Genomic DNA, 14768 nt, shown 5'->3' with positions numbered 1-14768 from the left:
AAAAACTCTGAACATTTTAAAGCAAAAAAGCCGCATAAGCGGCTTTTTTTAACATTTAATGTGTTTAGCAATAACCAAACGACATTAAACGTTTATAACGTTGATCAAGCATTTCTTCAAGCGTAAGCGCTTGTAGGTCTGCTAAGTCACGTTTAAGGCGAACTTTTAAGTTACGTGCCATAGCATCGTAATTGCGGTGCGCGCCACCTAGAGGTTCATCAATTAAGTTACTGATTAAATCTAGTTCTTTAACTCGCTCTGCGGTTACACCCATTGCTTCTGCTGCAAGTGGGGCTTTGTCGGCGCTTTTCCAAAGAATAGACGCACAACCTTCAGGCGAAATTACAGAGTAAGTGCTGTATTGCAACATGTTAACTCTGTCGCCAACACCAATCGCTAATGCACCACCTGAACCGCCTTCACCAATAACCGTACATATTGTCGGCACTTTAAGTGTCGCCATTACTTTTAAGTTACGCGCGATTGCTTCAGATTGACCACGTTCTTCAGCGCCAACACCTGGGTATGCACCCGGCGTGTCGATAAAGGTCATGATTGGCATTTTAAAACGCTCAGCCATTTCCATTAAGCGCAATGCTTTACGGTAACCTTCTGGCTTTGGCATACCAAAGTTGCGTTTAATTTTTTCAGCAGTGTCACGGCCTTTTTGTTGGCCAATAACCATCACTGGTTCGCCATCTAAACGCGCAACGCCTCCTAAAATAGCCGGATCGTTAGCAAAAGTACGATCGCCAGCAAACTCGTCAAATTCCGTGAAAATGCGCTCGATATAATCTCGAGTGTAAGGACGCAACGGATGACGTGCTAACTGTGATACTTGCCAAGCACCTAAATTAGAAAAAATCTCCTGTTTTTGTTTGGCACTTTTTTCTTTTAGTTTGCTGACTTCCTCTTCTAACTCAAGGTCTAATTCGCCAGCGCGGCTTATATTTTGTAATTCTTCAATTTTTGCTTCTAATTCTGCAATTGGAAGCTCAAAATCAAGATAATTGAGGCTCATGCTCTAAACTACCTAATTAGTTAAATTCTAGTTCTACATCTTGCGCTGCCATTAATGATAACTTATGTATTAAGTCGTCACTTGGCGTAACACACCATTCGATCCCAAGAGTTAATTGAGCCAACGCATCTGGACGTTGGTAATAAACCTTGATCGGACACGTTCCCATTTTATAGGGTTCGAGTACTTTTTGTAATTTATCGAAGAAACCTGCCTCGACTTGCACCATGTTCAGCGTCATTTTAATCGCTTTAATACGTTTTTCACGCGCTTGAGCAATGGTGTTTATTTCTCTGGCGGTCATTGTAATACCACCGGAGAAGTTATCAAAGCTGACCTGTCCAGATATTACCAAGATATTGTTAACTTGGAGCATATCTTGGTACTTTTCAAACTCGTCTGAATACAAGCGTACATCAATCCGTGCACTCTTGTCATCTAAAGTTACTAAGGCCCAACGATTTCCTTTTTTATTAATTAATACCCTAGAAGCAATCACCAAACCTGCGGCTGTTGCAAATACATCGCGGTTCGTTGGCTGTAAATCAACTATTTTCCCGCTGGTATAATGCCTAAGCTCACGGCGGTACTGATTTATCGGATGCCCAGTTAAATAAAGGCCTAGGGTTTCTTTTTCACCATCTAACCATTCGTTATCAGTTAGGCCTGTGGCTTTAATAAAGGCTTGTTCTACTTCATCAGGCTCAGTGGCTAATAAACCAAACAAATCACTTTGCCCTAATAGCTCAGCTTTGTTGTGTTGGTCGGCTGCCCGCATTGCACTTTTTAAACTAGCTAGTAATGTAGCACGGCCAGCTTGGGTTTTTTCTGGCCCTAAATTATCGAGTGCACCTGAATAAATTAATTTTTCGGTCACGCGTTTATTTAAGCGTTTTAAATCAACTCGGGCACAAAAATCAAATAAATCTTTAAATGGGCCCCCTTTTGCACGCGCTTCTAATATTGCATCAACCGGTGCTTCACCTACGCCTTTTATCGCGCCAATGCCGTAAACAATCTCGCCTTGCAAGTTTACTGTAAACTTAAACTCACCTGCATTCACATCTGGCGGCAATAAGGTGAGCTTCATGTTTTCACATTCATCCACCAAAATAACGATTTTGTCGGTGTTATCCATATCAGCCGACATTACCGCAGCCATAAACTCTGCAGGATGATGCGTTTTCATCCACAGCGTTTGATACGAAACAAGTGCATACGCCGCCGAGTGAGATTTATTAAAACCGTAACCTGCGAACTTTTCTACCAAGTCGAAGATTTTTATTGCGAGTTCGCCGTCAATGCCGTTATTTCTTGCGCCATCTTCAAACGTTGAACGCTGCTTTGCCATTTCTTCGGGTTTTTTCTTACCCATTGCACGACGCAGCATGTCGGCGCCACCTAGCGTGTAACCTGCTAGTACTTGCGCAATTTGCATTACTTGTTCTTGATACAAGATAATGCCGTACGTTGGATCAAGTATTGGTTTTAAGCTTTCGTGCTGATACTGCGCATCTGGGTATGAGATTTCTTCGCGGCCCAGTTTTCGGTCGATAAAGTTATCTACCATGCCTGATTGCAGCGGACCTGGTCGGAACAAGGCCACGAGTGCAATCATATCTTCAAAGCAGTCGGGCTTAAGTCGGCGTACTAAGTCTTTCATACCGCGCGACTCTAGCTGGAATACAGCGGTCGTTTCGGCGCGAAGTAGCAATTCAATACTTTTTTTATCATCCAGTGGGATGGTATTTATATCAACGAGGTCTTTACCTTGGCGCTCCATGCGCACGTTGGTCATTTCGACCGCCCACTGCAATATAGTCAGTGTACGTAAACCCAAGAAATCGAACTTAACTAAGCCTGCAGTTTCTACGTCGTTTTTATCAAACTGTGTGACCGGAAACTTACCTTCGTCATCGCAATAAAGTGCAGCAAAGTCGGTAATAGTGGTTGGCGATATTACTACGCCACCCGCATGTTTGCCGGCGTTACGTGTACACCCTTCTAGGATGCGACACATGTCGATTAAATCTTTTACTTCGTTATCGCCATCGTAGGCTTCTTGCAAGCGCGGTTCTATATCAAACGCTTTAGCAAGTGTCATCCCAGGATCGCCTGGAATCATTTTTGAAATACGATCAACAAACCCGTAAGGGTGCCCAAGCACTCGCCCTACATCGCGTATTACCGCTTTTGCAGCCATGGTACCAAAGGTAATAATTTGCGATACGGCATTTCGCCCATACAAAGCCGACACGTGATCAATTACTTCGTCTCGTCTATCCATACAGAAATCGACGTCGAAATCGGGCATTGATACACGTTCTGGATTCAAAAATCGCTCAAAAAGCAAGTCGAATTCAAGTGGATCCAAATCGGTAATTTTAAGGGCGTATGCAACTAACGAACCTGCACCTGAACCACGACCAGGCCCAACCGGAATATTGTTATCTTTACTCCACTGAATAAACTCCATTACGATTAAGAAGTAACCTGGGAATCCCATTTGGTTAATTACGCCAAGCTCTATATCAAGTCGCTCATCGTATTCAACACGTTTTACTTTTCGCTCTTCTTCGTCGGGGAATAAAAACTGTAATCGCTCTTCAAGACCATCTTCTGACACTTTAACTAAAAACTCATCAATCTTGAGTGAGCCAGTTGGGTAATCAGGTAAAAAGTAAGTCCCTAGCTGAACCGTTACATTACAACGTTTAGCTATTTCTACTGTGTTTTGTAGGGCTTCTGGAATGTCGCTAAACAGCTCAGCCATTTGCTCTGATGTTTTTAGGTATTGTTCTTCAGAGAATCGTTTAGGCCTGCGTTTATCGTCAAGCGTGTAACCATCAAAAATAGCAACGCGAATTTCGTGCGCTTCAAAGTTTTCAGGCTTTAAAAACACTACTTCGTTGGTTGCTACAACAGGTAACTGCTCTTTGGTAGCAAGCTCTACCGCCATGTGTAAGTAGTCTTCTTCAAGCGGTCGGTTAGTGCGAACAAGCTCAAGGTAGTAGTTATCGCTAAAATGCTGCTTGTAAAAGCTAACTACCGATTCAATAACACTTGGATTATTTTTTAATAACGCTTTACCTAAGTCACCATCTTTAGCGCCCGAGAGAATAATTAAGCCCGTTTTATGCTCCACCAGCCATTCTCGGTCAATCACTGGGCGATGAAACACATGCCCACGTTGATACGCTTTTGATATTAATAAGGTAATATTTTTATAGCCGTCGTTGTCTTTGGCTAATATGGTTAAGCGGCTTGGCTCATCAGGAAATTCTGGGCTACGAACCCAAAAGTCAGCACCCACAATAGGCTTAATACCGGCGTTATGTGTTGCGCCGTAAAAACGCACTAAGCCACAAAAGTTCATTTGATCGGTAATCGCAATAGCGGGCATTTGCAGCTCTTGCGCTTTAGCAACTATTGGCTTTGTTTTAGCAAGGCCGTCAACCATCGAAAAATCTGAATGAACTCTTAAATGAACAAAATCAGGAGCAGCCATGCTTAACCCTCACCATTGGCTTGCGCCAATACACGCTGCACAGGTTTAAAGCTTTTACGATGCTCATCAATCGCGCCGTACTGCTCAAGCGCTGCAAAATGTGCTTTTGTTGGATACCCTTTGTGCCCTGCAAAACCATATTCAGGGTGGCGTTTATCAAGTTCAATCATTTCGTCATCACGTGCTACTTTAGCTAAAATAGACGCCGCTGAAATTTCTGCCACTAAGCTATCGCCTTTAACAATAGCTTGCGCGGGCATAGTGAGTTTAGGTAAGCGGTTACCATCTATAAATACAAATTCAGGTTGCGTACTTAATGCCTCTACTGCACGGGTCATGGCAAGCATAGTCGCGTGCAGAATATTTAACTCATCAATTTCTGTTGGATTGCAGCGCCCATAGGCATAACACAATGCTTTTTCTTTTATTTCAATCGCAAGTGCTTGGCGTTTTTTATCTGTTAATTTTTTAGAATCCGCTAAGCCAGCAATTGGTTTAGTGGGATCTAAAATGACGGCGGCAGTAACTACATCACCAACAAGCGGGCCGCGCCCTACTTCATCTACACCGGCAATTAAGGATACATTAGGTCTATCAATTTGCATTTATTAACTCCGCCACAGCGTTGGCTGCTTGTTCGCTGGCATTTAATCTAATTTTTTCGTGAATAGCTAAAAAGCGTGCTTTTAGCTCTTTGTTATCAGTGTTGAGCATAGGAGTAAGCGCATTTGTTAAATTAGCCACATTACACTCACTTTGTAAAAACTCAGGCACTAGCTCTTCGTCTGCTAATAAGTTAGGCAACGAAAAATACTTAATATTAAACGTAAATAAAGTTTTAAATATCCAATAGCTCAAAGGCTTTATTTTATAGCCCACTACCATTGGCTTTTTATAAAGCATGCCTTCAAGTGTTGCGGTTCCCGACGCTAATAAAATAGCATCGGCGGCTTGCATCGCTAATTTTGATTGTCCATCAAGCAGGTTAACATTAAGGTTTGGCGCGGTAGCGTTTAAAATAGCAGTAAACTGCGCTTTGCGTTTTTCGTTAACCAATGGCACCACAACTTTAAGATTGGGATTTTTAGCTTGCAACTCTGCAGCTGTTTTAATGTAAGTTTCGCTTAGTAAACCAACTTCTGAGCCTCGACTACCAGGTAGCAGCGCCAGTACTTTGTCATCAAGGCTTAAGCCGAGTTCTGCACGTGCTTTAGTATCGTCGTGCTCAAGTGCTATGTCGTCAGCCAAGGTATGTCCTACAAATGTACATGGCACTTGGTGTTTATCGTAAAACTCTTTTTCAAATGGCAGTAACGCAAGCACTAAGTTAGTGGCTGCACTTATTGTATGTATACGCTTTTCGCGCCACGCCCAAACAGATGGACTTACATACTGTACTGTTTTAATGCCCGCATCTTTAAGTGGCTTTTCAACGCGTAAGTTAAAATCGGGTGCATCAATACCAATAAATACATCAGGTGGGTTATCTACAAAATGCTGCACGAGTTGTTTACGTATTTTAAGCAAACGCGGTAGACGCCCTAGCACCTCAACAAGCCCCATTACCGAAAGCTCATCCATGTCGTAAAGTGTTTTACAGCCCTGCGCTTGCATTTTAGGTCCTGCTATTCCTTCAAAAATAGCGTCCGGAAAATGTTTTTTAAGGGCTTTAATTAAACCTTCACCTAAAATATCGCCCGACAGTTCACCTGCCACAATACCAATTCGTAGTTGTTTTTTATCTTTATTCATTTGATTTTATTTCGCAAGTAAACCAGGCGTTCATGCTTGTTAGTTTACCGTGTTTTACTGTTTGGTTAAACGCTTTAAATAACTGGTTTTTTATCACGTAAGTTAAGGCTTTATGTTGTTTGTTTTTAATACTGATGTAGCATAGGAAATATATATTAAGTTTTACTAATATGTATGTTGACAAAAATTGCACAAAAGTAAATACTATTACAAACTTTCAGTAATTACTGAAAGTTCATTAAACCTTAACTTTGCCAATTAAATGTTGCACTGTTAATCCGTCACTCTCAAGGAGCCAATAATGATAGATGAAACCTTTGTGGATCTATCGCGATTACAGTTTGCTGTTACCGCTCTCTTTCATTTCTTATTCGTACCGTTAACGATAGGTATGACCTGGATTTTAGTTATTATGGAATCGGTTTATGTTATGACCGGTCGCGAAATTTATCGTGATATGACTAAGTTTTGGGGAAAATTGTTTGGTATTAACTTTGCAATTGGTGTGGCGACAGGCCTTACCATGGAATTTGAGTTTGGTACTAACTGGTCTTATTATTCGCATTACGTAGGTGATGTTTTTGGTGCTCCCCTTGCTATTGAAGGTTTAATGGCATTCTTTTTAGAATCGACCTTTGTAGGTATGTTCTTTTTAGGCTGGGACAGACTCTCTAAACGCCAACATTTAGGTGCAACCTTTTTAATGGCCATTGGTACCAACATGTCGGCGCTGTGGATTTTAATAGCCAACGGCTGGATGCAAAACCCAGTAGGTGCTGAATTTAACTATCAAACCATGCGCATGGAAATGACCAGCTTTGCAGAGCTTGTGTTTAACCCTGTAGCACAAGTTAAGTTTATTCATACCGTATCGGCAGGTTATGTAGCTGCATCTATGTTTGTACTGGGCATAAGTAGTTGGTACATATTAAAAGGCCGTGATTTAGCGTTTGCTAAACGTTCTTTTTCGGTCGCATCGGGCTTTGGTTTAGCATCAATTCTATGTGTAATTTTACTCGGTGACGAATCAGGTTACGAAGTAGGCGAAGTTCAAAAAGTAAAACTTGCCACGATTGAAGCTGAATGGCACACAGAAGAGGCTCCGGCTGCGTTTACCGCATTTGGTTTTCCTGATTCAGAAGAGCAAGTAACACATGCTGCGGTTAAAATACCTTACGCACTTGGGTTAATTGCTACGCGTTCACTTGATGAGCAAGTAACGGGTATTAACGACCTAGAAAAACAACACGAAGTACGTATTCGCAACGGTATGATTGCTTATGAATACCTTACAAAACTCAGAAACGGTGAAGATACGCCAGAAAATGTTGCTAAGTTTAATACCCTAAAAGATGATTTAGGTTATGGCTTGCTACTTAAGCGCTACACACCTGATGTTGTAGATGCTACCGAAGAGCACATTCAAAAAGCGGTTAAAGACTCTTTCCCTAAAGTAGGCCCTATGTTTTGGTCATTTAGAATTATGGTTGCCTGTGGTGTAGCCATGTTGGGTGTATTTATATTGGCATTTTACTACAACGCACATCGCGTTATTGAGCAAAAACGCTGGTTGTTATGGGCTGCCGTATTGAGTATTCCACTACCTTGGATAGCTATTGAATTTGGCTGGATAGTTGCTGAGTATGGACGTCAACCTTGGGCTATATCTGAAATACTGCCGACCTTTTTAGCCACGTCGTCACTAACAGTAAACGATATTTTAATTAGCTTAACTGGATTTATTGTTTTCTATACTGGTTTAGCCATTGTTGAAGGTTGGTTGATGATCCGTTTTGTTAAGCAAGGGCCAAGCTCGCTGCATACTGGTAAATATCATTTTGAATTGCCAAATAAAACGGATCAAACTGAAGGAGAGCAATCATGATTTTTGATTATGAAACATTAAAAATGCTTTGGTGGTTGATCATTGGTGTGCTGCTTATTGGCTTTGCTATTACCGATGGCATGGATATGGGCGTTGCTATGTTGCTTCGCCTAGTTGGTAAAACAGATTCAGAGCGCCGTACGGTAATTAATACCATTGGTCCACACTGGGATGGTAACCAAGTATGGTTTATTACCGCAGGCGGCGCGTTATTTGCAGCGTGGCCTATGGTTTATGCAGCTGCATTTTCGGGCTTTTACTTTGCCATGATGCTAGTACTATTTGCTCTATTTTTTAGACCACTAGGGTTTGATTACCGCAGTAAAGTAGACTCAAAACGCTGGCGTAATAACTGGGATTGGGGCTTGCTTGCAGGCAGCGCGATTCCAGCATTAGTTTTTGGTGTTGCTTTTGGTAATTTATTTTTAGGCGTACCGTTTAATATTGATAATCTAATGCGTGTTAGCTACCAAGGCTCATTTTTTGGTTTACTTAACCCGTTCGGTTTACTTGCTGGCTTAGTGAGTATCACTATGCTAATTGCTCATGCTGGTATGTGGTTACAGCTTCGTACAGCTGATGCAGTAGCAGAACGCTCAGGGCAATATGGTCGTTATTCACTGATTGTGTTTATTATACTATTTGCAGGCGCTGGTTTTTGGGTTGCTAATTTAACGGGTTACCAAATTGTATCTATGCCTGATACACAAAGTCATGCAGATCCATTAGCTAAAGTAGTAACAACAGCCCAAGGCGCGTGGCTTAGCAATTACAGTGAACGCCCATGGACTATGACCTTTCCTATTTTAGCGTTTGCAATGGCACTAAGTGCGCTATTGTTTTCTAAATTGAACAAACCAGCACTTGGACTTATTTCAACAAGCTTAATGTTAATTGGCGTGATTATGACGGCCGGTGTTTCACTGTTCCCATTTATTATGCCATCAAGCAACAATCCAAATATTAGCTTAACAATTTGGGATGCGGTATCGAGCCATAAAACGCTCAATGTAATGTTTGTTGCAGTGTGTATTTTTGTTCCACTTATTTTAACTTACACCACCTGGTGTTATGTAAAAATGTGGCGCAGAGTAACGGTTGAAGAAATTGAAAACAACACTCACGGTAGCTACTAAGGAGACTAAACTATGTGGTATTTCGCTTGGATTTTAGGTGTACTTTTGGCCTGTACCTTAGGTGTAATAAATGTAATGTGGTACGAATTTCATCAAAATAAAAACAGCATTGCTGATGATGAACAAGCCATGCACGATTTATTAAACGATGCTAACAACACAAAAGATGACGACTAACCCCCGACCAGATCGCGCGCAGCAGCAATCACTGCGCGCTTTTTTAAAGCGTCAAAGTAAACCCGCTGCAGTGTGGTTAAAGTTAAGCATTGCACTGGGTACTTTTAACGCATTACTGATGATTGCAGGTGCTTATTTACTTGCGCAAACTATTCACAACGTTATGTTTGAAGGTAATAATTTAGCCCAAGTTACTCATTTATTATGGCCCTTAGCAGGCATTATTTTATTGCGCGCGGTGTTTTTAGCATTAAGCGAACGCTTGAGTGCATATGCTGCACTTAAAATAAAATCGGCTATGCGCCAAACACTTCTAAATAAGCTCAGCTTACTTGGGCCAAGCTATATAGAACAACACGGCCAAGGCGCTACATTAAATACCCTACATAATGGCGTAGAAGCACTCCACGACTATTATGCTAAATACCTACCTGGTGCTGCTTACAGCGCGCTTATTCCGCTGGCAATATTGGTTGTTATTTTTCCGACAGATTATAAAGCTGGGCTGATATTTTTATTGACCGCCCCGCTCATTCCTTTTTTCATGATTTTGGTAGGCTCAAAAGCCGAAGCTTTAAACCAAAAACGCTGGAAGCAACTTGCTGTACTGGGCAATTACTTTTTTGACCGCGTACAAGGTTTAACTCAACTCAAGCTATTTAATGCAACACGTACCGAGCTTAAACAAATAGCTAAAATTTCAGACGATTTTAGACACGCTACACTCGATGTTTTAAAAATCGCGTTTTTATCATCATTTGCACTTGAGTTTTTAGCCACCATTAGCGTGGCATTAGTCGCAGTAATTATTGGTTTTAGACTGTTTTTTGGCACTCTTGATTTTGCTACTGGCTTTGTGGTGCTACTTTTAGCGCCTGAATTTTATTTACCACTGCGCCAGCTAGGTAGCCATTACCATGCACGTTTACAAGGCATTAGTGCCGCTGCCGATATGGTTGCGATTTTAAATGCACCACTGCCAAGTGACGAAAGTGAGCCCGTAACTACCAGCACGCCTGAAAACAATTTAACTTTAAATGCAATTAACTCCATAAGTATTACCGACCTTAATTTTATATACCCAGATAGTAACGAAGGCATTAAAAATATAAATTTAACACTGCCAAATAAAGGCTTAATTGCCGTTGTGGGCAGTAGTGGCTCAGGTAAAAGTACGTTGTTTGATTGCTTATTAGGGTTTCACCCTGAGGTGATAAACCACCTATCTATTAACGGGCAGAGTTTAAGCACAACCGATATTACTTACCTGCAAAATAACATTGCATGGATACCACAAAAAGCGACGCTGTTTTACGACACCATTGCTGCCAACATTAAATTGGCCAAACCAACTGCCACACAGCAACAGCTTGAACATGCAGCAAAGCAAGCTGGTGTGCTTGAATTTATAAATACCCTACCCGATGGTTTTAACACACTGATAGGTGAGCAAGGCGAAGGGCTTTCTGGCGGACAAAAGCAACGCATCGCACTCGCACGTGCATTCATCAAACAAGCACCAGTTTTAGTGCTTGATGAGCCTACAGCGCACCTTGATAGCCAAACAGAGCTGCTTATTCAAGATGCTATTAATGAATATGCTAAAAACAACTTAGTATTAGTCATTGCTCATCGATTAAATACCGTTAAACATGCCAGCAATATCATTGTTATGCACGATGGGAAAATAGCTGAGCAAGGTCACTTTGAAACACTTGCAGCGCAAAATGGTGCATTTGCTAACTTACTAAAAACGGCTAAACAAGGGGTTGCGCATGCATAATTTTATTCGCTTATTAAAGCTTTGTGCTCCTCATTATAAAGCTATGCTATTGGGTACATTTTTAGCAACGATTACGGTATTAGCTAATGTGGGCTTGTTGGCTATTTCTGGCTGGTTTTTAGCGTCAATGGCGGCTGCAGGTCTTGCGGGCGTGCAAATGAACTACTTTACTCCAGCAGGAACGATTCGGTTTTTAGCAATTGTACGAACTGCATCGCGCTATGGCGAACGCCTAGTTACTCATAACGCCACGTTTTTATTACTAAGTGAAATACGTACCAATGTATTTGCAACGTTAAGTAAGCTTAACAATGTTGATTTAGCAATGAGCCGCAGTGCTGATCTAGTTAACCGATTACAAAACGATGTAGACGCACTCGACAAGTTTTATTTAAACGTTTTACTTCCTATGCTAGTCGCTCTTTTAAGTGTGCCAATCATCATGCTGTTTATGTCGGCCTATAATGGCAACGTCGCCCTTATTTGCTTTACTGGCATTATACTTATTGGTGTGGTTATACCTGCCCTACTCAGCGCAAAGCTCACTAAAAACAGCCATAAAGAAACACAACTTAGTGCACAACTTCGCTCTGAGCTTTCAGATACACTCACAGGACTTAGAGAGCTTAGTATTTATCAAGCCCGTTCGCAGCAACTTAATAAGTGCGACGAATTAAGCGAGCAGTACAATCAGCAATTATTTATTCGCCACAAAGCACTAGCAAACTCAGATGGGTTAAGCTTGTTGGTTGTTCAATTAGCGATGCTTGCTAGCATAGTAACCATAGTCCCACTGGTTTACACCAACAGTATGGTAAATGTAGAACTTGCTATGTTAAGTTTATTTGTACTGGCAAGCTTTGAAAGCGTATTGCTACTACCCAATGCGTTTATAGAGCTTCCTAGTGTATTAAAAGCAGCAGAGCGGTTGTTTACACTTGAAGATAAAGCCGCTAACTCACAAGCTAAAGATACACATGTAGACGTTGATGAAAACTTTAACTCACAAAACCACACGTTAGCACTTAACAATATTAGCTACCAATATGGTGAGCAAACAGCGCTTACTAATATCAGTTTTGAGCTAATGCCCCAGCAAAAAGTAGCGATTGTAGGTAGAAGCGGCAGCGGTAAAACAACGCTTGTAAATCTACTTACTGGTTTATGGCCTTTGCAACAAGGCAGCATAACGCTAAGTAATCAAAATAGCGTTGTTGACTTACATTCGTTAAATAATGATATACGCGCAAGTGTGATAAATATATTAGCCCAGCAACACCATATTTTTGATGGCACACTGAGTGAAAATTTACGTTATGCCGCGCCAAATGCAACTAAAGAGCAAATGATTGAAGCGCTCTCGTTAGCGCAATTAAGCCCGTGGTTTAATGAGCTAAAAGAAGGTTTAAAAACACGATTAGGCACTGGCGGGCGTAATGTGTCGCAAGGTCAGTCTAGACGTATAGCCATTGCACAAGCATTACTTAAAAGCCCAGCTATTTTAGTTCTTGATGAACCAACAGAAGGTCTTGATAATCAGTCTAAGCAAGGGGTAATGCAAGCAATAATGCATGTTATGAATAACGCGAGCGTGCTCACAATTACGCACGATCCCGCTCTACTTGCTCAAATGGATAATGTTGTATGGTTAGAAGGCGGTAAAGTAGTCGCACAAGGCTCTCATAAAGAGCTCAGTGGGGCTTATCCTGGTTATGTTGCGCTAACTACCCGGTTTTAAAACCTTTACTGATACATCAATAACGCCGACTTTTGGGTCGGCTATCTTTTTAAACATACTTTTTGATAAATCAATAATACGACCTCGCACATACGGGCCTCTATCGTTGATTCTTACCGTGACTGATTTGTTATTAGCTAGATTGGTAACAACCACCGTAGTACCAAAATCGAATTCTAAATGGGCTGCAGTGGCGGCTTGTTGGCTAAAGCGCTCTCCGTTGGCGGTTGTTCTTCCGTGGTATTTATCAGCATAAAAAGATGCTTTCCCAACTTGAGTGATTTCTCCAGCAGATGATTTAATAATAGGCTGGCTACTACAAGCGGCTAAAACTGAAGTAATAAAAAGAGTGAGAACTAACTTAGGTAAACGCATAGGACGGCTTTTATTATATAAATTACTCGCATACTAACTCAAGTACCCTGAGTATTAACTGAATTAGCTTTAAGCAGCACAATAAAAAACCACCTTCGATTTATCATCTAGGGTGGTTTTTTTAATGCTTAAAGCAAAGCCTGTAATTATCTTACAATGCCGCGCTCTGAGTTTTTAACAAAGTCGACCATCAATTTCACAGCAGGATACTTTGCGGCATCCTCACTAAGCGACTCAATAGCTTCTTCAGCACCTAAGCTTTTACGATAAAATGCTTTGTATGCACGTCGTACAGCCATAATTTCATCACTTTCGAAACCACGACGCTTCATGCCTTCTTTATTGATAGCTGCAGGGCCTGCTGGCATACCAATGGTAGTAACAAATGGTGGTACATCTTTGTTAACACCTGAATACATACCAATAAAGGCATGTGCACCAATTTTACAAAACTGATGAACACCCGAATTACCACCAAGGATAACCCAGTCACCAACATGTACATGGCCGGCCACACTTGCGTTGTTAGCAAAAATTACGTTATCGCCAATTACCGCGTCATGTGCAACGTGTGTATAAGCCATAAACAAATTATTACTACCAATTTTAGTAACACCTTGGTCTTGAATCGTACCACGGTGAATAGTGGCACATTCACGGATAACGTTGTTATCACCCATGATTAATGTGGTTGGCTCGTTGTTGTATTTTTTGTCTTGGCAGGCTTCGCCCACAGACGCAAACTGAAAAATATGATTGCCAGAGCCAATAGTTGACGGCCCTTTAACAACAACGTGAGACTCAATAATACAGTTATCACCGATAACAACATCATTGCCAATATAACTATACGGACCAACTGAGACATTGTTGCCTAGTTTAGCGCCAGGTTCGATTATTGCTGTAGAATGGATCACTATTAAAACTCTCTTCTCGCACACATAATTTCGGCACTACACACTATTTTGCCGTCGACTCTAGCTTCTGCAGCAAACTTCCAAATGTTGCGACGTTCTTTTAAAAACTCAACATGAAGATGCATTGTATCACCAGGAATTACAGGTTGTTTAAAACGTGCGTTATCAACAGCAGCAAACAAATACAATTCGTTTTCGCTACGGTTTTCTACTGTTTTAAAACCTAATAAACCCGTTGCTTGCGCCATTGATTCTAATATTAGCACACCAGGAAAAATTGGCTGATTTGGAAAGTGCCCAGTAAAAATTGGTTCATTTATAGAAACATTTTTAATAGCATGTAAAGACTTGCCAGGTGTAAAATCAATAACACGATCAATTAATAGCATCGGGTAACGGTGCGGTAATAAACTTAAAATTTCTTGAATATCAAGGCTATTTAATTCGTTTGCCAAAATAGCATCCTTATTAGTGTT

Annotated in this window: 12 protein-coding genes; 5 read left to right on the top strand and 7 right to left on the bottom strand. The window is 41.2% G+C overall.

The window, feature by feature from the left end; translation table 11 throughout:
* Positions 1–64 precede the first annotated feature (64 nt).
* From accA to lpxB, 4 genes are read right to left on the bottom strand one after another with little or no spacing between them, the layout of a single operon-like run.
* Positions 65–1021, bottom strand: coding sequence for an acetyl-CoA carboxylase carboxyl transferase subunit alpha (accA, locus tag I6E72_RS03190; RefSeq protein ID WP_007581016.1), 957 nt, complete (start codon positions 1019–1021; stop codon positions 65–67).
* Positions 1022–1037: 16 nt separating this feature from the next.
* The gene (gene dnaE / locus I6E72_RS03185; protein WP_010553736.1) at positions 1038–4529 is read right to left on the bottom strand and encodes a DNA polymerase III subunit alpha; all 3492 of its coding nucleotides are present in this window, start codon (positions 4527–4529) and stop codon (positions 1038–1040) included.
* Positions 4530–4531: 2 nt separating this feature from the next.
* Entirely contained in the window at positions 4532–5134 is a 603-nt protein-coding gene (gene rnhB, locus I6E72_RS03180) for a ribonuclease HII (RefSeq protein WP_010553737.1), read from the bottom strand.
* Positions 5124–6281, bottom strand: a complete 1158-nt coding sequence (gene lpxB / locus I6E72_RS03175; RefSeq protein ID WP_165735657.1) for a lipid-A-disaccharide synthase — start codon at positions 6279–6281, stop codon at positions 5124–5126. Before lpxB ends, rnhB begins: the two co-directional genes overlap by 11 nt.
* 301 nt (positions 6282–6582) lie before the next feature.
* Between lpxB and I6E72_RS03170 the strand changes: the two genes are divergently transcribed.
* The 5 genes from I6E72_RS03170 to cydC are packed head-to-tail and all read left to right on the top strand — an operon-like array spanning position 6583 to position 13000.
* Positions 6583–8166 (top strand): cytochrome ubiquinol oxidase subunit I, encoded by a 1584-nt coding sequence (locus I6E72_RS03170; RefSeq protein ID WP_010553739.1) that lies wholly within the window; start codon positions 6583–6585, stop codon positions 8164–8166.
* A complete protein-coding gene (cydB, locus tag I6E72_RS03165; RefSeq protein WP_231620495.1) occupies positions 8163–9302 on the top strand; it encodes a cytochrome d ubiquinol oxidase subunit II in 1140 nt (379 codons plus the stop codon). Before I6E72_RS03170 ends, cydB begins: the two co-directional genes overlap by 4 nt.
* A gap of 12 nt (positions 9303–9314) precedes the next feature.
* Positions 9315–9479 carry a cytochrome bd-I oxidase subunit CydX gene (gene cydX, locus I6E72_RS03160; protein WP_002958303.1) on the top strand — a complete coding sequence of 55 codons (165 nt, stop codon included), beginning with the start codon at positions 9315–9317 and terminating at the stop codon, positions 9477–9479.
* Positions 9469–11262, top strand: a complete 1794-nt coding sequence (gene cydD, locus I6E72_RS03155) for a thiol reductant ABC exporter subunit CydD (protein WP_197111025.1) — start codon at positions 9469–9471, stop codon at positions 11260–11262. The genes cydX and cydD overlap by 11 nt, the downstream gene beginning before the upstream one ends.
* Entirely contained in the window at positions 11255–13000 is a 1746-nt protein-coding gene (gene cydC, locus I6E72_RS03150) for a thiol reductant ABC exporter subunit CydC (protein ID WP_197111023.1), read from the top strand. The genes cydD and cydC overlap by 8 nt, the downstream gene beginning before the upstream one ends.
* On the opposite strand, the gene I6E72_RS03145 is transcribed toward cydC, so the two are convergent.
* The 3 genes from I6E72_RS03145 to fabZ all read right to left on the bottom strand — a co-directional run bounded on the left by I6E72_RS03145 (position 12983) and on the right by fabZ (position 14747).
* A complete protein-coding gene (locus I6E72_RS03145) occupies positions 12983–13375 on the bottom strand; it encodes a septal ring lytic transglycosylase RlpA family protein (protein WP_197111021.1) in 393 nt (130 codons plus the stop codon). The genes cydC and I6E72_RS03145 overlap by 18 nt on opposite strands.
* 146 nt (positions 13376–13521) lie before the next feature.
* A complete protein-coding gene (gene lpxA / locus I6E72_RS03140; RefSeq protein ID WP_007580998.1) occupies positions 13522–14292 on the bottom strand; it encodes an acyl-ACP--UDP-N-acetylglucosamine O-acyltransferase in 771 nt (256 codons plus the stop codon).
* A 2-nt stretch (positions 14293–14294) separates the two neighbouring features.
* Positions 14295–14747, bottom strand: coding sequence for a 3-hydroxyacyl-ACP dehydratase FabZ (fabZ, locus tag I6E72_RS03135; RefSeq protein WP_007580997.1), 453 nt, complete (start codon positions 14745–14747; stop codon positions 14295–14297).
* Positions 14748–14768 lie beyond the last annotated feature (21 nt).

This window comes from Pseudoalteromonas sp. NSLLW24 (assembly GCF_015864725.1).
Classification (GTDB): domain Bacteria; phylum Pseudomonadota; class Gammaproteobacteria; order Enterobacterales; family Alteromonadaceae; genus Pseudoalteromonas; species Pseudoalteromonas arctica.
This window is presented reverse-complemented; position numbering and strand designations above follow the sequence as displayed.

Excerpts from the sequence above, each read along its gene's own strand:
- I6E72_RS03170 (WP_010553739.1), top strand. The coding sequence starts at position 6,583 with ATGATAGATGAAACCTTTGTGGATCTATCGCGATTACAGTTTGCTGTT.
- cydX (WP_002958303.1), top strand. The coding sequence starts at position 9,315 with ATGTGGTATTTCGCTTGGATTTTAGGTGTACTTTTGGCCTGTACCTTA.
- cydD (WP_197111025.1), top strand. The coding sequence starts at position 9,469 with ATGACGACTAACCCCCGACCAGATCGCGCGCAGCAGCAATCACTGCGC.
- lpxB (WP_165735657.1), bottom strand. The coding sequence starts at position 6,281 with ATGAATAAAGATAAAAAACAACTACGAATTGGTATTGTGGCAGGTGAA.
- cydB (WP_231620495.1), top strand. The coding sequence starts at position 8,163 with ATGATTTTTGATTATGAAACATTAAAAATGCTTTGGTGGTTGATCATT.
- cydC (WP_197111023.1), top strand. The coding sequence starts at position 11,255 with ATGCATAATTTTATTCGCTTATTAAAGCTTTGTGCTCCTCATTATAAA.
- rnhB (WP_010553737.1), bottom strand. The coding sequence starts at position 5,134 with ATGCAAATTGATAGACCTAATGTATCCTTAATTGCCGGTGTAGATGAA.
- dnaE (WP_010553736.1), bottom strand. The coding sequence starts at position 4,529 with ATGGCTGCTCCTGATTTTGTTCATTTAAGAGTTCATTCAGATTTTTCG.
- accA (WP_007581016.1), bottom strand. The coding sequence starts at position 1,021 with ATGAGCCTCAATTATCTTGATTTTGAGCTTCCAATTGCAGAATTAGAA.
- I6E72_RS03145 (WP_197111021.1), bottom strand. The coding sequence starts at position 13,375 with ATGCGTTTACCTAAGTTAGTTCTCACTCTTTTTATTACTTCAGTTTTA.